Origin of the sequence: Pseudomonas sp. WS 5011 (assembly GCF_012985775.1) — a bacterium.
Lineage (GTDB): Bacteria > Pseudomonadota > Gammaproteobacteria > Pseudomonadales > Pseudomonadaceae > Aquipseudomonas > Aquipseudomonas peli.
Genome location: NZ_JAAQXA010000009.1, coordinates 171,152 through 190,470, shown reverse-complemented (window position 1 = coordinate 190,470; position 19,319 = coordinate 171,152). Strand labels below are relative to the sequence as shown.

Annotated in this window: 16 protein-coding genes and 1 pseudogene; 10 read left to right on the top strand and 7 right to left on the bottom strand. The window is 58.3% G+C overall.

The window, feature by feature from the left end; all coding sequences use genetic code 11:
• Positions 1-105: 105 nt before the first annotated feature.
• Both HBN63_RS12275 and HBN63_RS12270 read right to left on the bottom strand, forming a co-directional pair.
• Entirely contained in the window at positions 106-1,020 is a 915-nt protein-coding gene (locus tag HBN63_RS12275; RefSeq protein ID WP_170049605.1) for a hypothetical protein, read from the bottom strand.
• Positions 1,021-1,158: 138 nt separating this feature from the next.
• Positions 1,159-2,181: a zinc-dependent alcohol dehydrogenase family protein gene (locus HBN63_RS12270; RefSeq protein WP_170049604.1), complete on the bottom strand. Its 1,023-nt coding sequence runs from the start codon at positions 2,179-2,181 to the stop codon at positions 1,159-1,161.
• 261 nt (positions 2,182-2,442) lie between these two features.
• Between HBN63_RS12270 and HBN63_RS12265 the strand changes: the two genes are divergently transcribed.
• The 4 genes from HBN63_RS12265 to HBN63_RS12250 all read left to right on the top strand — a co-directional run bounded on the left by HBN63_RS12265 (position 2,443) and on the right by HBN63_RS12250 (position 9,452).
• Positions 2,443-3,360, top strand: coding sequence for a LysR family transcriptional regulator (locus HBN63_RS12265; RefSeq protein ID WP_090253805.1), 918 nt, complete (start codon positions 2,443-2,445; stop codon positions 3,358-3,360).
• A 174-nt stretch (positions 3,361-3,534) separates the two neighbouring features.
• On the top strand, positions 3,535-4,773 hold the full coding sequence (gene mexE, locus HBN63_RS12260; protein WP_170049603.1) for a multidrug efflux RND transporter periplasmic adaptor subunit MexE: 1,239 nt from the start codon (positions 3,535-3,537) through the stop codon (positions 4,771-4,773).
• Between the two features lie 99 nt (positions 4,774-4,872).
• Positions 4,873-8,052 (top strand): efflux RND transporter permease subunit, encoded by a 3,180-nt coding sequence (locus HBN63_RS12255; protein ID WP_170049602.1) that lies wholly within the window; start codon positions 4,873-4,875, stop codon positions 8,050-8,052.
• Positions 8,049-9,452 carry a TolC family protein gene (locus tag HBN63_RS12250; RefSeq protein ID WP_170049601.1) on the top strand — a complete coding sequence of 468 codons (1,404 nt, stop codon included), beginning with the start codon at positions 8,049-8,051 and terminating at the stop codon, positions 9,450-9,452. The genes HBN63_RS12255 and HBN63_RS12250 overlap by 4 nt, the downstream gene beginning before the upstream one ends.
• 192 nt (positions 9,453-9,644) lie before the next feature.
• Here the strand turns inward: HBN63_RS12250 and HBN63_RS12245 are convergent.
• Positions 9,645-9,995: pseudogene (locus HBN63_RS12245) on the bottom strand (TerC family protein); the annotation flags it as partial.
• Between the two features lie 49 nt (positions 9,996-10,044).
• On the bottom strand, positions 10,045-10,140 hold the full coding sequence (locus HBN63_RS12240; protein WP_223181873.1) for an EAL domain-containing protein: 96 nt from the start codon (positions 10,138-10,140) through the stop codon (positions 10,045-10,047).
• 234 nt (positions 10,141-10,374) lie between these two features.
• On the opposite strand from HBN63_RS12240, the gene HBN63_RS12235 reads away from it, so the two are divergent.
• Complete coding sequence (locus tag HBN63_RS12235) at positions 10,375-11,169, top strand: CPBP family intramembrane glutamic endopeptidase (RefSeq protein ID WP_170049600.1); 795 nt, start codon at positions 10,375-10,377, stop codon at positions 11,167-11,169.
• Between the two features lie 201 nt (positions 11,170-11,370).
• Positions 11,371-12,741, top strand: a complete 1,371-nt coding sequence (locus tag HBN63_RS12230) for a transposase (RefSeq protein WP_170049599.1) — start codon at positions 11,371-11,373, stop codon at positions 12,739-12,741.
• 241 nt (positions 12,742-12,982) lie between these two features.
• Here the strand turns inward: HBN63_RS12230 and HBN63_RS12225 are convergent, their stop codons facing one another.
• On the bottom strand, positions 12,983-13,453 hold the full coding sequence (locus tag HBN63_RS12225; RefSeq protein WP_262498946.1) for an ATP-dependent zinc protease: 471 nt from the start codon (positions 13,451-13,453) through the stop codon (positions 12,983-12,985).
• A gap of 236 nt (positions 13,454-13,689) precedes the next feature.
• Entirely contained in the window at positions 13,690-15,900 is a 2,211-nt protein-coding gene (gene katG / locus HBN63_RS12220) for a catalase/peroxidase HPI (RefSeq protein WP_170049597.1), read from the bottom strand.
• A gap of 222 nt (positions 15,901-16,122) precedes the next feature.
• Between katG and HBN63_RS12215 the strand changes: the two genes are divergently transcribed.
• The gene (locus HBN63_RS12215) at positions 16,123-16,314 is read left to right on the top strand and encodes a hypothetical protein (protein ID WP_170049596.1); all 192 of its coding nucleotides are present in this window, start codon (positions 16,123-16,125) and stop codon (positions 16,312-16,314) included.
• Positions 16,315-16,348: 34 nt separating this feature from the next.
• On the opposite strand, the gene HBN63_RS12210 is transcribed toward HBN63_RS12215, so the two are convergent.
• Positions 16,349-16,849, bottom strand: a complete 501-nt coding sequence (locus HBN63_RS12210; protein WP_170049595.1) for a DUF1203 domain-containing protein — start codon at positions 16,847-16,849, stop codon at positions 16,349-16,351.
• Positions 16,850-17,007: 158 nt separating this feature from the next.
• On the opposite strand from HBN63_RS12210, the gene HBN63_RS12205 reads away from it, so the two are divergent.
• The 3 genes from HBN63_RS12205 (at position 17,008) to HBN63_RS12195 (ending at position 19,306) form a co-directional block, all read left to right on the top strand.
• Positions 17,008-17,412, top strand: coding sequence for a hypothetical protein (locus HBN63_RS12205; protein ID WP_170049594.1), 405 nt, complete (start codon positions 17,008-17,010; stop codon positions 17,410-17,412).
• Between the two features lie 75 nt (positions 17,413-17,487).
• Positions 17,488-17,988 (top strand): disulfide bond formation protein B, encoded by a 501-nt coding sequence (locus HBN63_RS12200; protein WP_170049593.1) that lies wholly within the window; start codon positions 17,488-17,490, stop codon positions 17,986-17,988.
• 310 nt (positions 17,989-18,298) lie between these two features.
• Positions 18,299-19,306, top strand: coding sequence for a TRAP transporter substrate-binding protein (locus tag HBN63_RS12195; protein ID WP_170049592.1), 1,008 nt, complete (start codon positions 18,299-18,301; stop codon positions 19,304-19,306).
• Positions 19,307-19,319: the final 13 nt, after the last annotated feature.

The following is a 19,319-nucleotide window of genomic DNA, read 5'->3' as shown; positions in this document are numbered from 1 at the left end:
GTGAAGCCTTGAGCTTGACTGAGCTGAATGATCGCGCGCTCTTCAACGCTGAGTTCGGAATAGGACATAGGGGCAGCACCGTACCGGAAAGGTCAGGTGTTGCACTCAGTTTTCGCGGCCGCCCAGTGATAAGTAAAAACCAAGCACCACTCGCGTATACACATCGATGGCAATTGTTATCCATGGACGCATTAGAGGTATTCGCTGATCATCAACAATAATGCAATCAACTAGTGCGTGATCTATCTGGATTAATTGAAGAGGAGCTTCAGGCTGTACTTTTTCTCCACGGACAGCATAAGCTTGGCGAGCCGCTTTTTTTCCGGATTTTTTTGCAAGCAATTCGCGGGGCTTACGCTCTCTTACCCGATTTGCTATCGTAGCTGAGCTCGGCGCTTTTAGGGAAAGAGTCAAACACTGTTCTTTTACTTTCTGTATAACACGCTCTACGGTCGCGCCAGGCCCCGCATAGTATTCATCAATGACCTGTTGGATGATATCTTCTACATCCGCCCCGATTATTTTGACGCCTTTCGTTCTTCCGCGTCTTTTTAGAATTAAGCTCTCCGGCCCTTTTTTCATGTCTAGCTGCGCGAAAAGCCTTCGAATCTGAGAGGCACTAAGCCCAAGCGCTAAACTACATTGCTCTACGTCTTGCTTAGAGAGAAACTGCTTGGTTTTTAAAGGGGCTAATACGTTGAAACGATCAGTTGCCAACTTTATATCTGAATCCCTTATGGCGAGCTCTGCTTCTGCCTGGAACGTTTCACTACCTGAATGAAGAGGCGTTTTTAGTTCAAACTCTATTTCTCCTGGCGAAATAAAAACTGTTTCGCCAGAGATGACATCTCTAGCCTCGATCTTGCTTGGAGAGGTCGATGCAATAATTTCTAATCTTTTATTCCCTGCAAGAACTAAAGCGCCCGGGCTTATGCTTATTTTTTGCATGGCAACACCCATAACAAAAAATGCGGAAGTATTCAGTAATTTAGTTAAATATGCGGAAATTTCAAAATTCAACGCTATGATGAGAGCGCCTAGAAATATTACTTATATTTTTCAATTACTTACTTCATGCGCGCCTTTAGCTAATCTCGACAACCGCCTAGGATTCACCGCTCTCGCCCTAATCCGGGCTTCGTACAATGTGAGTTATGTTTAACGCGCGCCGAGATCCAGCAATACACGACCACGGCTTGGGCAAGTTTCCATATAACGATGCGCTTCGACCACGTTATCGAAACTGTAAACCTTGTCGATCAATGGCTTGAGCAAACCATCTGCTGTCAGCTGATTGATGCCTTGCACAGCCTTGGCCACGGCCACTGCATCCTGCGGGATATTCAGCTCTTCCTTGCCGGTGAAGTTACCGATGCAATGCACGAAGAATTGAATGTTCTTCTGGAACGCCGCACAGGCTGGGAATGGCGTTTCATTGCCGCCTTGCAGATCGAACAGAATCAGTCGACCGCGCGGCGCGATGGCGTCGCCCAGCAGGCACATCTGCGGGCCGCCAAGTGCATCCATCACCACGTTGACGCCGCGGCCATCGGTCAGTTTGCTGACGCGGCTGACCAAATCTTGCTCCTCGGTGAGGATGATGTGATCTGCGCCCAGCTGCTTGAGAAAGTCGCTGTCCTCGGCAAAGGCTGTCGCCGCAATGACCGTGGCGCCCAGAGCTTTGCCCATCTGCACGATGTACGGGCCCCAGCAGCGGCTTGCGGCCGTTACCAGCACGGTTTCGCCGGGCTGCAAACGCGCCAGTTCAATGAAACCGAACCAGCCGACCATCGATGGTAGATAGTGTACGGCAGCTTGCTGCGCGGTCAGATTATCCGGGTAACGCGCTAAGGAACTGCGTGGCAATACCACGTGCTCGGCGTAACTGGGATAACGGTTGGCGCTGTGCCCCGGGAAGCTTGCTACTCGATCACCGACAGCCAAATCAGTCACGCCATCGCCGACGGCCAGCACCACGCCGGCCAGTTCGTGGCCCAGGCCTGCCGGCAATTGCGTTGGGGTATTGGCCAGATTCTGCCGCCAGAGCACGTCGTACCAGCTGACACCTAAGGCTTCAACACCGACCAGCACTTCACCTGCGGCGGGCGCCGGTGCTTGACGCTCTTCGATCTTGAGGACATCGGCCTCACCAAATTCGTGGAAACGCACTATGCGGGACATCGCAAACCTCTTCGGTTGACCCATTCAGGTCGTGGCAGCTGTTCAGCATTTCTGCGCGATACAGCCGTGGCGACCTCTTATGGCCACGGACTTTATCCGGGCTTTGCCAGCAATTCCACCGCTCAGGGCTGATATTCACCATGCTTGTCGATGATGATGAGTCACGCACACATCATTTCGCCGTGCATATTGCCTGGCGACAGCATTCGGCATTAGCCTGATTCGGGCGCAAAAACGCAGCCACTCCAGAATGGACACCGGATGAACCGTAACGATCTTCGCCGCGTCGATCTCAATCTACTGATCGTCTTTGAAACGCTGATGCATGAACGCAGCGTCACCCGTGCGGCGGAAAAACTGTTTCTCGGCCAGCCGGCCATCAGTGCTGCCCTCGCCCGTCTGCGCAGCCTGTTCGATGACCCGCTGTTCGTGCGCACGGGGCGCAGCATGGAGCCCACCGCCCGCGCCATGGAGATTGCCGCCCTGCTCTCGCCGGCGCTGGATTCGATTTCCACGGCGGTCAGCCGTGCGGCTGATTTCCACCCAGCCACCAGCACCGCAGTGTTTCGCATCGGTTTGTCGGATGACGTTGAGTTTGGCCTCTTACCGCCGCTGATCAAGCGCCTGCGCGCTGAAGCCCCCGGCGTGGTGCTGGTGATTCGCCGCACCAACTACCTGCTGATGCCGGCCTTGCTTGCCTCCGGGGAGATTTCCGTGGGCGTTGCCTACACCGAAGAGTTGCCGGCCAATGCCAAGCGCAAAGTACTGCGCCGTAGTAAACCGAAACTGCTACGTGCCGATACCGCACCGGGTGCACTGAGCCTGGATGATTTCTGCGCCAGGCCGCACGCGCTGGTGTCCTTTGCGGGCGATCTGGGTGGTTTTATCGATACCGAACTGGAAAAACTGGGGCGCAAGCGTCGCGTAGTACTCGCCCTGCCCCAGTTCAACGGCCTGGGTACCCTGCTCGCCGGCACCGATATTCTGGCCACCGTGCCGGATTACACCGCAGCCGCCCTGACCTCTGCAGGCGGGGTACGCGCCGAAGAACTGCCACTGCCGACGCAGACTTTCGAGCTGCATATGGCCTGGCGTGGCGCCCAGGACAACGACCCGGCGGAACGTTGGCTGCGTTCGCGCATCCAGATGTTCTGCGGTGATCCGGACAGCCTGGAGTAAACCCAGCACTGCAGCAAAAGCGCATTCAGGGCACTTTGTTCACATAGTTGAAATTGATAGAAGCCCATTCATCATCATTCACGATGATAGTCACCTTCGCGGCATTCGATTCGTTCCACGCCAGAGCGCGCAGCAGACTCCGCCCCATCACAACACCCTCGGGCGGATACACACATGGAACAGTCCAATAACAATCGCTGGCATTTCCCCTTGGCCCTTGCCGCAGTGCTGGTTTTGAGTGCATGCGGAAAAGCGCCGGAAACTGCACAGCAGATGCCTGCTGCAAAAGTCAGCGTGGCAGAAGTCATCGAACAACCGATCAACGAATGGGATGAATTCACTGGGCGCCTGGAAGCACCTGAGTCGGTCGAGATCCGCCCACGGGTGTCCGGTTTTGTTGATCACGTTGCCTTTGCCGAAGGCAGCCTGGTGAAGAAAGGCGATCTGTTGTTCCAGATCGATCCACGGCCGTTCCAGGCCGAAGTCAAACGCTTCGAAGCTCAGCTGCAACAGGCCCGTGCCAGCCAGGCGCGCACGCAAAGTGAAGCCAATCGCGGCGAACGCCTGCGCCAAAGTAACGCCATCTCTGCCGAACTGGCTGATGCCCGCGCCAGCGCCGCCGCCGAAGCCAAAGCGGCTGTGGCCGGTATCCAGGCGGAACTGGATAACGCTCGCCTCAACCTCAGTTTTACCCGGGTTACCGCGCCGATTGATGGCCGCGTCAGCCGTGCGGAAATCACCGAAGGCAACCTGGTCAATGCCGGGCAAAGCCTGCTGACCACCCTGGTCAGCACTGACAAGGTGTACGCCTATTTCGATGCAGATGAGCGCGTATTCCTCAAATATGTTGAGCTGGCGCGCCAGGCTGGCGGCCAAACCCGCGATGCCAGCCCGGTCTACCTGGGCCTGTCCAGCGAAGACGGCCACCCGCACCTGGGTGAGCTGGATTTCCTCGACAACCAGGTTAACCCGCAGACCGGCACCATCCGTGGCCGCGCGGTGTTTGATAACCGTGATGGCCGCTTTACGCCAGGCCTGTACGCACGCCTGAAGCTGGTTGGCAGCGGTCAGTACGCTGCCGCGCTGATCAAGGATGAAGCGGTCGGCACCGACCTGGGCAAGAAGTTCGTCCTGGTGCTCGACAAGGACAATGCCGTGCAATACCGCGCCATTGAGCTGGGGCCGAAGCTGGAAGGCCTGCGCATCGTGCGCCAGGGCTTGGCCAAGGGCGAGAAGATCGTGGTCAACGGCCTGCAACGTGCCTTCCCCGGTTCCACGGTCGATCCGCAGAGCGTGCCGATGGCCGACGAGGCCACCCTCGCCCAACTGCTGCGCTTGCGTCAGTCAGTCGATGAGCGCGATGCGCCACGGGTCGCCAAACAGGACACCCACAACGGCAAGCCTCGCGGCTGAAATGACGCCTGGGGCGCATTGCGCCCCTACCCGACAACCTGATTCGTAGGGCGCGCGTGGCCGATAGGGCCTGGCGCACCGGCGTCCGAGGACTTTCTGATGAACTTCTCGCAATTCTTTATTCAGCGGCCGATCTTCGCCACTGTGCTATCACTGTTGATCCTGATTGGCGGGGCCATCTCGCTATTCCAGTTGCCGATCAGCGAATACCCGGAAGTCGTGCCGCCCACCGTGGTGGTGCGCGCCACCTTCCCCGGCGCCAACCCCAAGGTGATAGGTGAAACCGTTGCCTCACCGCTGGAACAGGCGATCACCGGGGTGGAAGGCATGCTCTATATGTCCTCCCAGGGCACGGCCGACGGCAAGATGACTCTGACCCTGACCTTCGCCCTCGGTACTGATCTGGACAAAGCCCAGGTGCAGGTGCAGAACCGCGTGACGCGCACCATGCCGACCCTGCCCACTGAAGTGCAGCGCCTTGGCGTGACCGTCGACAAGGCCTCGCCCGACCTGACCATGGTTGTGCACCTGACCTCGCCGGACGACCGCTACGACATGCTGTATCTGTCCAACTACGCCGCGCTCAACGTCAAGGACGAGCTGGCACGGCTGGATGGCGTGGGTGATGTACAGCTGTTCGGCCTGGGCAACTACTCGCTGCGCGTGTGGCTCGATCCGAACAAGGTCGCGTCACGGGGCCTGGCCGCCAGTGACGTGGTCAATGCCATTCGCGAGCAGAACCGCCAGGTCGCTGCCGGCTCGCTCGGTGCGCCACCCTCTGACGCTGGCAACAGCTTCCAGCTGTCGATCAACACCCAAGGCCGTCTGGTCAGCGAGGAAGAGTTCGAGAACATCATCATTCGCGCCGGTGAAAACGGTGAAATCACTCGTTTGAAAGACATCGCACGCATTGAACTGGGCTCCAGTCAGTACGCCCTGCGCTCCTTGCTCAACAACAAGCCGGCGGTTGCCATCCCGGTGTTCCAGCGTCCTGGCTCCAACGCCATCGAGATTTCTGATGCGGTGCGCGCCCGCATGGCCGAGTTAAAACAGAGCTTCCCGCAGGGCGTGGACTACGAAATTGTCTATGACCCGACCATCTTCGTGCGTGGCTCCATTGAAGCGGTGGTGCATACCCTGCTCGAGGCCATCATCCTGGTGGTGCTGGTAGTGATCCTGTTCCTGCAAACCTGGCGCGCTTCGATCATCCCGCTGGCCGCCGTGCCGGTGTCGTTGATCGGCACCTTCGCCGTGATGCATATGTTCGGTTTCTCGCTCAACGCGCTGTCGCTGTTCGGCCTGGTGCTGGCCATCGGTATCGTGGTGGACGACGCCATCGTGGTGGTGGAAAACGTTGAACGGAATATCGGCCTGGGCAAAACCCCGGTAGAGGCCACCAAGCAAGCAATGAAGGAAGTCACCGGGCCGATCGTGGCCACGGCCCTGGTGTTGTGCGCGGTGTTTATTCCCACGGCGTTTATTTCCGGGCTTACCGGACAGTTCTACCAGCAGTTCGCGCTGACCATCGCCATCTCCACGGTGATCTCGGCCTTCAACTCACTGACTCTGTCCCCTGCCCTGGCGGCCGTGCTGCTGAAAAGCCACGACGCGCCGAAGGACCGTTTCTCCAAGGTGCTCGACAAACTGTTTGGCGGCTGGTTGTTCAACCCATTCAACCGCCTGTTTGACAGCGCCAGCCATGGCTATGTCGGTACTGTAAAACGCGTCTTGCGCGGCAGCGGTATTGCTCTGTTCGTCTACGCCGGCTTGATGGGGCTGACCTACCTGGGCTTTGCCAGCACGCCGAGCGGTTTCGTACCGGCGCAGGACAAACAATACCTGGTCGCCTTCGCCCAACTGCCGGATGCCGCGACCCTGGACCGCACCGAAGACGTGATCAAGAAAATGTCGGAAATCGCCGGCAAGCACCCCGGTGTGGAAAACACCGTGGCTTTCCCTGGCCTGTCAATCAACGGCTTCACCAACAGCCCGAACAGCGGCATCGTCTTTACCCCGCTGAAACCGTTCGATGAGCGCAGTGATCCGTCGATGAGCGCCACCGCCATTGCGGCCGAGCTGAACGCCCAGTTCAGCGAGATCCAGGACGCCTATATCGCCATCTTCCCACCACCACCGGTGCAGGGCCTGGGTACTATCGGCGGCTTCCGCCTGCAGGTGCAGGACCGTGGCAATTTGGGCTATGACGAGCTGTACGTGCAAACCCAGAACGTTATCGCCAAGGCCCGCACGCTGCCGGAGCTGGATCCGATGTCGGTGTTCACCAGCTACCAGGTGAATGTGCCGCAGATCGATGCCGCCATTGACCGCGAAAAGGCCAAGACCCACGGCGTGGCGATCAGCGACATCTTCGACACCATGCAGATCTACCTGGGCTCGTTGTACGCCAACGACTTCAACCGCTTTGGCCGTACCTACCAGGTCAACGTGCAGGCCGAGCAACAGTTCCGCCTGGAACCGGAGCAGATTGGCCAGCTCAAGGTGCGCAACAACCGCGGGGAAATGGTGCCGCTGTCAGCGTTCCTTAAAGTCAGCGCCAGTTCCGGGCCGGATCGGGTGATGCATTACAACGGCTTCCTCACCGCCGAAATCAACGGCGCGGCAGCCCCTGGCTACAGCTCCGGTCAGGCCGAAGCGGCGATGGCCAAACTGCTCAAGGAAGAACTGCCCAACGGCATGAGCTTCGAATGGACCGACCTGACCTACCAGCAGATTCTGGCCGGTAACAGCGCAATCTTCGTCTTCCCGCTCTGCGTGCTGCTGGCCTTCCTGGTACTGGCGGCCCAGTACGAGAGCTGGAGCCTGCCACTGGCGGTGATCCTGATCGTGCCGATGACCCTGCTGTCGGCTATCACCGGGGTGATCCTGGCGGGAGGCGACAACAACATCTTCACCCAGATCGGCTTGATCGTACTGGTGGGATTGGCCTGTAAGAACGCCATCCTGATCGTCGAGTTTGCCAAGGAAAAACAGGAAGAAGGCATGGATCGCTTCAGCGCGGTGCTGGAAGCCTGTCGCCTGCGTCTGCGGCCGATTCTGATGACCAGCTTCGCCTTCATCATGGGTGTGGTGCCGTTGGTGCTGTCTTCCGGCGCCGGCGCAGAAATGCGTCATGCCATGGGCGTGGCGGTATTTAGCGGCATGCTCGGCGTGACCTTCTTCGGCCTGCTGCTGACCCCGGTGTTTTATGTGTTGATTCGCGGTTTCGTGGAGAAACGCGAAGCACAGAAGGCCGCGCGTTTGCAGGAGGTGCAGGCATGAAGTCCCTTAACGCCAAGCCGCTGGCCCTCAGCCTGTTAACCCTGGTGCTGACAGCCTGCGCTGTCGGCCCGGACTACCAGCCCCCGCAAACCGCAGATGCCCAGCTGAGCAGCGCGCAAAGCAGCAGCTTCGACCGTTCGCGTTTCGAAGTCAGCTGGTGGCAGCAGTTCGATGACCCGATCCTCAACCAACTGGTGCAACAATCGCTCGAGGAAAACCGCCAGCTGCGCGTGGCCTTTGCCCGCCTGCGGGCGGCCCAGGCCATTCGTGATGATATTGGCAACGATCAGTTGCCGACCGTCACCAGCCGCGCCAGTGGTGAATTCGGCAAAGCCCAGCAACCCGGCGTCACCGAGCAGCGCGTGCGCGGCGAGCGTTATGACCTGGGTCTGGACATGCTCTGGGAACTGGATCTGTTTGGCCGCATCCAGCGCCAACTGGAAGCCAGCGATGCCGAGCTGGACGTGGCCGAAGCGGATTACCAGCAACTGCAGGTCAGCCTGATCGCCGAACTGGTGGATGCCTACGGCAGCCTGCGCGGCGCGCAACTGCGCGAACGCATCGCCCGCGCCAACCTGAAGAATCAGAGCCAGTCACGCGCCCTCACCGAACAACTGCGCGACGCCGGTATCGGCAGCGAACTGGATGTGCTGCGCAGTGACGCCCGCCTGGCTGCCACCGAAGCCAGCCTGCCGCAACTGCAGGCCGAGGAGGCACGGGCGCGCAACCGCATCGCCACCCTGCTCGGCCAGCGGCCGGAGCAACTGACTATTGATCTGTCGGCAAAGCCGCTGCCGGTGATCGCCAAAGCGTTGCCGATTGGCGATCCGGCCGAGCTGCTGCGCCGCCGTCCGGATATCCGCGCCGCCGAACGCACACTGGCAGCCTCCACCGCCAATGTCGGCGTGGCCACCGCCGACCTGTTCCCGCGGGTCAGCCTGTCCGGTTTCCTCGGCTTTACCGCCGGGCGTGGTTCGCAGCTGGGCGCTTCCGCCGCCCAGGCCTGGGGCGTGGCACCGACCATCAGCTGGGCCGCCTTCGACCTAGGCAGCGTGCGTGCCCGTCTACGCGGCGCCGAAGCAGAAGCCGATGGCGCGCTGGCCAACTATGAACAACAGGTGCTACTGGCTCTGGAGGAATCGGCTAACGCCTTTAGCGACTACGGCAAACGTCAACAACGCCTGCTCGCCCTGCTACGCCAATCCGACGCCAGCCGCGCCGCTGCCGAACAAGCCCGCGTGCGCTACCGCGAAGGTGAAGTGGATTTTCTGGTATTGCTCGACGCCGAACGCGAACGCCTGAGCGCCGAAGACGCCCAGGCCCAAGCGGAAGTTGAGCTGTATCGCGGCATTGTCGCCATCTACAAGGCCCTCGGCGGCGGGTGGCAGCCTAACGCCTGACTTGCTCAACGACTCTCCCCCAGGTTGGCCAAGCCAACCCCTTCCCGCCCCATGGCAGTTGCTCCTTGCCATGGGGCTTTTTTATTTGGGGAGGATTGTTTTCAGCCAAGAGCGGTCAGCTAGGGTCTGTAAACTGCCCGGCAGTTGAATTAGATCGGTGGCCGCCGACTGACAGCCGCCACCCATATAGATTCAGACCTGCGGGCTAGCTGGGGGCTGACCACGGGTTTTCCAAAGTGAAAGCAGCACACCGCCCAGCAATAGGCCCAGAGTCACGCTCAAGGAAATCACAGCCGGGATTTTGCCGATGATGCCAACCAGGAAGATCTTACCGCCGATAAAAACCAGCACTAACGCCAGTGCGTACTTGAGGTAAGCGAAGCGGTGAATCATCGCCGCCAAGGCGAAGTACAAAGCACGCAGACCAAGTATGGCAAAGATGTTCGAGGTGTAGACGATAAAAGGATCCTGGGTAATGGCGAAGATCGCCGGCACGCTGTCCACCGCGAACACCAAGTCGGCACACTCGATCAGCACCAGGGCCAGGAAGAACGGTTCTGCGGAGTGATGGCCTGCCCATCACTTATTCTGCTCACGAAGACTTGTCGATCTTCAGGGCAGCCCACGGTAGCTGCTGCAGATGCTGCAAACTGAAGTAGCCAGTGCCGAAGTCATCTATTGCTACCATATGCCTGAATCTTTAGCTCACTTCTATTTAGATCATGCGTAGAGATCCATAGCTGGAGTACCCGATTTGGAATTTGAATGTTCATTATCCCGGCTGACTCAGAACTTCATGGCAAAGGACTATAGAAGGCGATGCAGGCATTGGAGCATCTGACCGTACACATCTCATGCAACGCAATAAACTGCAGCATGGTTTTCTCATGCCTCTGGGGCGTCATGTCGGAGGGGGCCACCAATGCCTAACTCTAAGCAGGCAACAGCAGAAAAATCAGGGGCAGATGAGCACTTCCTCGGGCTGCAGTACCTTACCAACGACTTTCCCTACTACAACGGCAAACCCGTAGGCTTTTCAGGTGCGCAATGGCTGCTGCTGATGTTGGGGGTGCTGGCCGGATTCCTAGTACTGATAGCACCATTGCCAATGTTCGCAGGGAATGTTGGGCAATTTATTCCCGCAACTTTGTTCTTCGCTATCCCGCTCGCGGTGCTGTCGTGGGTGACTCCGCATTATTGGAAAGAGCTGTTCCGTAAGGTCACGGTGCGCGACATCAAGTGGATGATACTGTTCGCGCTGCTCAACATCGTGGTCACCATGGTCATAGGCCTGGCGGTCAGCCAATCCCTGAGTACGCACTCGAACCCAGCTTTCGCCGCTATGGCAACGCAAACACCAGTTGAGCTCCTACTCTTTTTCCTCAAGACGCTGCCACAGCTATTGGGGGAAGAACTTTTCACGATCTTGCCATTCTTAGCACTAATGGCGTTCTTGATCACGCATCTGCATTGGTCACGCAAGCGAGCGATCGTTGGTGCTTGGCTCTTGGTGGCAATGCTTTTCGGCGCCGCACACCTGCCGACCTATGATTGGAATATGGTGCAGGCGTTCGTCGTGATCGGCAGCGCGCGGCTGATCCTGCTGCTGCCCTACATCATGACTAAGAACATCTGGGTCTCCACAGGCGCTCATATACTCAACGACTGGACACTCTTCATCATAGCCCTGTTGGGTGCCATAGCATCTGGGCACTAGGCTTCGTCATATTCAAAAGTTCCTTGTTTTGTAGACGATCAATGACTGCTACTTACCGGTTTTTGCCTTTCGCAACTGTTCGATTCGGGTCGGACGCAGCCCCTGGCGAATGACCGCTATTGGCCGATTCTGTTGAAAAAGTAGCGACCTCCCCATGCCGTTGGCAAAATTGCTTTGTCAGCGAGCGTGGGGGCGAACAGCATGATGGGACAGTTACCGGGAGGACAGCAGCGCCTGTTCTACTCGTTCAATCTGGAAGATCACGTCCCGGCCCAACATCTCCTGCGCAGCATCGACCAGTGCCTGGATCTCAGTGATCTGCGTGCACACCTGGCCGACTTCTACAGCCCCATCGGACGCCCCTCGATCGACCCGGAGTTGATGGTGCGCATGCTGGTCGTTGGCTACTGCTACGGCATCCGTTCCGAGCGACGGCTGTGCGAAGAGGTGCATTTAAATCTGGCCTATCGCTGGTTCTGCCGGCTGGGCCTGGAAGACGAAGTACCCAATCACTCGACCTTCTCGAAGAATCGCCACGGCCGTTTCCGTGACAGCGGCCTGTTCCGCTGGTTGTTCAATGAAGTGCTGCGCCGCTGCATGGCAGCTGGCCTGGTCAAAGGCGAAGGCTTCGCTGTGGACGCCAGCATCATCAAGGCGGATGCCAGCCGGCAACGTGGGGTGGCGGGAGATGAAGTCGATTGGCGTGATCCAGCGCTCAGCAACCGCGCTGTGCGCGAGTACCTCGAAGCCCTTGATGAAGAGGCACTGGCTGAAGCTCTTCCCAAGAAAATCTCGCTCACCGATCCGCTGTCCCGTTGGACTGCTGCGCCAGGCGGCCCGGCCTTCTTTGCCTACTCCACGAATTACCTGATCGATACTGAGCACGGCGTGATAATGGATGTGGAAGCGACTCCGGCGCATCGTACCGTCGAAGTCGACTCGACTAGGACGATGGTCGAGCGTGTCGAAGCGCAGTTTGATCTCACACCGGAACGCCTTATCGGCGATACCGCTTATGGCACCGCCCCGATGCTGGCCTGGATGGTCGAAAAAAAGGGCATCGAGCCGCATGTGCCGGTGTGGGACAAGACCGAGTGCAAGGACGACAGCCTCTCCAGTAACGACTTCCGCTGGAATCCAGAGGCCAATGAATATCGCTGCCCAGCCGGCAAACCGCTGCGCAGTGAATGGCGTGCCTTCACCCAGAAAAGATCACGGGTGACCAAGGCCAACACCATCATCTACCGCTCCAGCCAAATCGACTGCGCCACCTGTCCGCTGAAAGCGAAGTGCTGCCCCAATACCGCATTCCGCAAGATCGCTCGGAGCATCCATGAAGCGGCCCGTGACGTGGCGCGACGCATCGCCAAGACACCGGAATACCTCATCTCTCGTTGCGAACGGAAGAAGGTGGAGATGCTGTTCGCCCACCTCAAGCGGATCATGAAACTCGACCGTTTACGGCTGCGTGGTCTGACGGGGGCGACTGACGAATTCACCTTGGCCGCTACTGTGCAAAATCTGAGACGTATGGCCAAGCTGCTGCCTCACGGGCCACCGATCATGGGATAGGTGCGCCTGCGGCGAGCAGAAACCCTCGAATTAACCCTCAGACCTGAGCAAGGAAGCTCAGTGAAACGCCGAAAGGCAACTTGAAGTGGCTTGCAGCCACTTCGACAGCAGGCATACTTGATCGGCAGGCTGCCGCTGAAGCTACTTTTTCAACAGAATCGGCCTAAAGCTGCCCTCCTCGCCAGCGACTGTGGGTCCAACCCACTCCCTTGTCTGGGCCAAGTCTTTTGTGTTCTTACGCTCAACTAGCCTGCACACAACTCGGCTGCCCTGCCGAGTAGCGCACGCTGGGGCTGACGGCGGCGTTGAATTCTTTGAGGGCAGTCGAGCCGATCAGCAGTGGGTATTCAAAGGCACTGCGGTCGGTCAGGTTGACCTCAATGTTCTTCAGTTCATCGCCCACGCAGATGTCCATCTCAACCACCGGGCGCTCGGTGTAGAGCTGCTTGTCACCCGGCTGACGGTCATCGGCACGGCGTTTGATATAGCTCATGCGCGCCAGTGGCTTTTCAATGACCTGTGCGTGCGGAGCGTCTTCCAGGCCAAGCTGAAAGCGCACCCACTCGCCGCCATCACGCTTGAACACCTCGATATTCTTGGCACTGAGCGAAGCCGTTTCGGCGCCCGTATCGAGCTTGGCGGGCAGTTCCAGGTCCAGTTCCTGCAAAGAAACCTTCTCGTGCAAGCCATAGATTTGCGGCTGGCTGGCCATCGCACCGTTAGCAAACAGTGCAGTGCAGAGTGCGACGGCGGCCGGGACCTGCTTGAACGGTAGGAAGGCGAGGTTCGACATACGGTGACTCCAATAACATTTAGAAAGTGACGCTACGTTAACGTCGCTGGCTGAACTCAAACTTAATCAGGCGCGTATAAAAACTTCGCCCCGCCAGGAATGACCATGGCGGGGCGAAGTGGTTTCATGGGAGGTCGTTCAGACCTCAAGGCGGGTCACTTGAGATCGAAACGATCCAGGTTCATCACCTTGGTCCAGGCAGCCACGAAGTCCTGCACAAACTTCGCGGGTGCATCGCTGGTGGCATACACCTCAGCCTGAGCACGCAGCTGGGAATTGGAGCCGAACACCAGGTCAACCTGGGTGGCGGTCCATTTCAGGTCGCCGGTCTTACGGTCGCGGCCTTCCAGCACACCTTCGCTGGCAGACTTCTGCCACTTGGTGCCCATGTCGAGCAGGTTGACGAAGAAGTCATTGCTCAAGGTTTCCGGACGCTTGGTGAACACGCCATGCTGGGCTTTGCCGGCATTGGCATTGAGCGCGCGCAGACCGCCAATCAGCACGGTCATCTCCGGTGACGTCAGTTCCAGCAGCTGCGCCTTGTCGACCAGCAACTCGGCCGCAACGTTTTCGTAACCCTTGCGGGCGTAGTTACGGAAACCATCGGCCTTGGGCTCCAGTACCGCGAAGGACTCGACATCGGTCTGATCCTGCGTGGCGTCAGTACGGCCTGGGGCAAACGGCACCACGGCATCTACACCGGCCTTCTTGGCAGCAGCTTCCACCGCAGCAGAACCGGCCAGAACGATCAGATCTGCCAGGGAGACTTTCTTACCGCCAGCAGCCGAGGCGTTGAAGTCCTTTTGGATGGTTTCCAACGCTGCCAGCACCTTGGCCAATTCGGCCGGCTGGTTAACTTCCCAGTCCTTCTGCGGAGCAAGACGAATGCGCGCGCCGTTGGCACCACCACGCTTGTCGCTGCCACGGTAGGTGGATGCTGACGCCCAGGCCGTATTGACCAGCTGAGCAATCGACAGGCCGGACGCCAGGACTTTGGCTTTGAGGCCAGCGATGTCCTGCGCGTCAACCAGCGCATGATTGACCGCCGGAACCGGGTCTTGCCAGATCAGTTCTTCCTGCGGCACCAGCGGGCCGAGGTAACGAGCACGCGGGCCCATGTCGCGGTGGGTCAGTTTGAACCAGGCGCGGGCAAAGGCATCAGCGAATTCCTGCGGGTTCTGGTGGAAACGGCGAGAAATTTTCTCGTAAGCCGGGTCCATGCGCAGCGACATATCCGCAGTGGTCATCATCGGCGGGTGTTTCTTCGCCGGGTCGTGTGCATCCGGGATCAAGTGCTCGGGTTTGACGTTTTTCGGTGTCCACTGATGGGCACCGGCCGGGCTCTTGGTCAGTTCCCACTCGTAACCGAAGAGCATGTCGAAATAACCGTTATCCCAAGTAGTGGGGTTCGGTTTCCAAGCCCCTTCGATACCACTGGTGGTGGTGTGTACGCCTTTGCCAGTGCCGAGTTTGTTGATCCAGCCCAAGCCTTGCTCTTCCAGCGGCGCGGCTTCCGGCTCAGGGCCAACCAGGGAAGGATCACCGGCGCCGTGGGCTTTACCGAAGGTGTGACCGCCGGCTACCAGCGCCACGGTTTCTTCGTCGTTCATCGCCATGCGGGCGAAGGTTTCGCGCACATCGCGGCCCGATGCCAGTGGGTCAGGATTACCGTCTGGACCTTCCGGGTTAACGTAGATCAAGCCCATCTGCACGGCGGCCAACGGGTTTTCCAGCTCGCGATTACCGGTGTAGCGGCTGTGCGGTTTGTCGCTGGTGGCCAGCCACTCGGTTTCCGAACCCCAGTAGGTGTCTTCTTCCGGCTCCCAGATGTCCGGACGGCCGCCGGCAAAGCCGAAGGTTTTGAAGCCCATGGATTCCAGCGCAACATTACCAGCCAGAACGAACAGGTCAGCCCAGGACAGTTTGCGGCCGTACTTCTGCTTGATTGGCCACAGCAGGCGACGGGCTTTGTCCAGATTGCCGTTATCCGGCCAACTGTTGAGCGGCGCAAAGCGCTGATTGCCGGTGCTCGCACCGCCACGGCCATCGTGGATGCGGTAGGTGCCGGCTGCGTGCCAGGCCATACGGATCATCAGACCACCGTAATGCCCCCAGTCGGCTGGCCACCAGTCTTGCGAATCGGTCATCAACGCAGTGAGGTCTTTAATAACGGCATGCAGATCAAGCGTCTTAAATTCCTCGGCGTAATTGAAGCCTTCGCCCATGGGGTCGGACTTGGAGGAATGCTGATGAAGAATTTTCAGGCTGAGTTGGTTAGGCCACCAGTCGGCATTCTTTGGGGCGCCACCCGCCACAGTGTTGGTTCCGGTAGCACCCGAGAATGGGCATTTCGCATCATTTGACATGTCTCTCTCCTGTTGTTTTTCACCTAACGGGGTGGACTCAGCTTGGTAGCTGGACTGCGAACGAGCCAATAGGATTTGGGTATGACCTTTATAGTAGTCCGGGTATATGTCGCCGTGACTATAGAGTCAATGCCGCAAAACAGCTGATAAAGTAACAGCCATCGGCGTCCTATTGGCGCCTTGATAGATCGCATTTACTTCCCCCCTATTGAGTGCCTATTCGTGGAAGAGACCCGCCAAAAACCTGATGCCAGCGACGCCGACATGCTGGCTTTTATGCAGCGCCAACTGCGCTCTGGCCGAGTAAAAACCAGCGTATTGGTGAGCCTGACGCAAAAGGAATTTGCCGATGTCAGCCATGAGCGCATCGTGCAATGTTTCAATCAGCTGGATTCCACTTTGCTCAAACGCTAAGTGGCAGCCAACGCCGAACAGTTCCCTGTTTGACTTAACCCTCGCTTGCCCGCTCAACCCGACACTGGAAGCAGTTGAACTTGGAGCGGATATGCACGTAGGCCACGTGGGGATCGCTGAGAATCTGCTGACAAACTGCTGTTAATGATTTGCCGGGCACCACCTGACCGGTGTCGTAGCGAATCCAGTCGTCGCTGTCATAGCCACGAACAATCGCCGGTTCCAGAAACGCAAACCAGGCAGGCAATGTCGCCTGCTCATACCGTTCACAGGGTTGCTGATGCAGAAAGATCGGCCCGGTTTCGGCATAGGGCTGCAGAGCGGCAAAGGGCCGGTGAGCCAACACCAGCTTGGTTGCACCGGGTGTGATCAGGCTCAGACAATGCCGGCAAGGATTAGCCAGGCCCTCAGCCGGGCGCTGCACCGGTAACTGGCCGTTGGCATCCAGCCCGCCTTGCCAAATATGCATGGCCTCGGCATGAGCTATGCCGTGAACGCGTAACGCAATGGGGGCGGTATCAGTGGGTAAGGTCATCGCAACAACTCCTTGAGTGGGGTGTGCGACACACCTTAGGCAGCCGACGGGGTGCTCGCGATGCAATTCTGACTTTCAAATCTAAGGGCTTTTGTTCAATGTCGGATGCGCCGTTATGCTCGCGGCGATCCAATCCGGTTCTGCAGGGAGTGTTAGCCATGCTTGGCAAATTATTAGTAACCCTCGGCATCGTGTTTTATGCCGTGGTTGTGCCGATTTTCGAGTTGAACGACTCGCACGTGTTTAACCCCAACTGGGAGGCACATGCGCGTTTGCATGAGGTCTGGCAATTGGCGACCAATTGCGCGATTGGTGCGTTCTCGTTCTGGCTGGTGTGGTTTAAAGCCAACATACGGCTGAGCAGCCTGATGACTTTCTTCGTCACCGGCGGGTTTCTCCTGGCCTATGCCTTGCGTGGCAGCTACGGCGGCTCGATGGTGTTGTCGGATGGTTCGGAAAAAATGATCCTGAGCATCAACCTAGGCTTGTTTGCCTATTCGCTGGCAATCATCCTTGCGCTGCTGGCCCTGTATCTGGATCGTTCACACCGGCCTGCAACTTAAATTCGCGCCGAGTATCTGATGCCTCGGCCCAGTGTCTGCGTCAGTAAATGCGAACGCCCCCTTCCGGAGATTCAGATGTCCCGCAAACCCTCACTCAAGCCCTTACTCGCCCTGATTGCCCTCGCCTGCTTTGCCATGCTCGGCGGCGCTTTGCTGCTGCAGCACCTGGCCGGCTGGGAGCCGTGCACCTTGTGCATTCAGATTCGCCTGTGGCTGCTTTGTGGGGGCGCTCTCAGCTTGCTGATTCTGGTTGCTGAAGCCCTTGGCCTGCGCTGGCTGACCTTGCCGTTATGGCCGTTGCTGCTGGCTGCGGCGGGCATGGCGGTGTATGACAACACGCACTTGGTGCTGATCGAAACTGGCGTGCTGGAAAGCTCCAGCTGCTCGCCCTTCCCCTTCTATGCCTTTTACCTGCCGCTGCATGATTGGTTGCCCAGCGTGTTTATGAGTGCAGGTGTGTGCGGGGAGAACGACTACAGCATTCTCGGCCTGTCGTTTACGTACTGGACATTGCTCAGTGTTGCCTTGCTCTTGGCGCTGAGCCTGCTAGCTGCCTGGCGTGCAGTGCGCCGCTGATCCTTTAGCGCAAATCTTTTGCAGGTGGCGGTAAAACGCCACCTGCCCTCTTATAAGCGGATTTTTGCCGATTTTTGCCCGAAAATGGCGAGCCATCGCCACTCACTGTGCGTTTGATCACGCATGTTTTGTGGCTGAACCAGCCCTGCAGCCCTGCTGCTACTCTGGCATACGCATTGCGATATAGCCGGTGCTCTGCGCACAACAACTGAATGTGTCGCCGAATTAATCTGACACGAATGCCAGCCTGCTAAGCCCCATCCTGGCTCGCCGTCAGCACCACAACATAAGAACAACAGGACCATCCGCTATGTTGAAGTCGATCTGCGCCCTCGCCGCTGGCAGCCTGCTGCTGGCGTCCACCACGCTTCACGCGGCAACCGACAAGGGGCCAATCGTGATCAAGTTTGCCCATGTGGTGGCAGACAACACCCCTAAAGGCCAAGGCGCATTGCTGTTCAAGAAACTGGCCGAGGAGCGCCTGGGCGACAAGGTAAAAGTTGAGGTCTACCCCAACTCCAGCCTGTACGGCGATGCCAACGAGCTCGACGCATTGGCTAAAAACGAGGTGCAACTGCTGGCGCCGTCGCTGGCCAAGTTCGAGAAATACACCAAGCAATTGCAGGTGTTCGACCTGCCTTTCCTGTTCGATGACCTGAACGCCGTCAACCGCTTCCAGAAGCGCGCGAAAGGCCGCCAGTTGCTGCGCTCTATGGAAGACCACAACATTGTCGGCCTGGCCTATTGGCACAACGGCATGAAGCAACTTTCGGCAACCAAAGCGCTGCTGGTACCGGGTGACGCAGCCGGTTTGAAGTTCCGTATCCAGCCTTCATCGGTGCTTGAGGCGCAGTTCAACCAGCTCGGCGCCACGCCGCTGGTTATGCCATTTGCCGAAGTCTTCGACGCGCTGAAAAGCGGCAAAGTGCAGGGGGCGGAAAACCCATGGTCAAATATTTACAGCAAGCAACTGCACACGGTGCAGCCGTTTATAACCGAGACCAACCATGGCGTACTCGACTACATGCTGGTGAGCAACCCACGTTTCTGGTACGGCATTCCGCACCAGATCCGCATGGAGCTTGAAGGCATCATCGACGAGGTGACCTACGAGGTGAACCGCCAGGCTGAAGCCGCTAACCAGGCCGACCGCGACCGCATCGCCGCAGCCACCGGCACGCAAGTTATCGCCCTTAACGATGAACAACGCGATGCCTGGCGCCAAGCCATGCAGCCGGTGTGGAAACAGTTCGAAGGGGTTATCGGGGCTGACGTGATGAAGGCCGCCCAAACGGTCAACCGCAACAGCCACAATTGACCCTGCGGCTGAC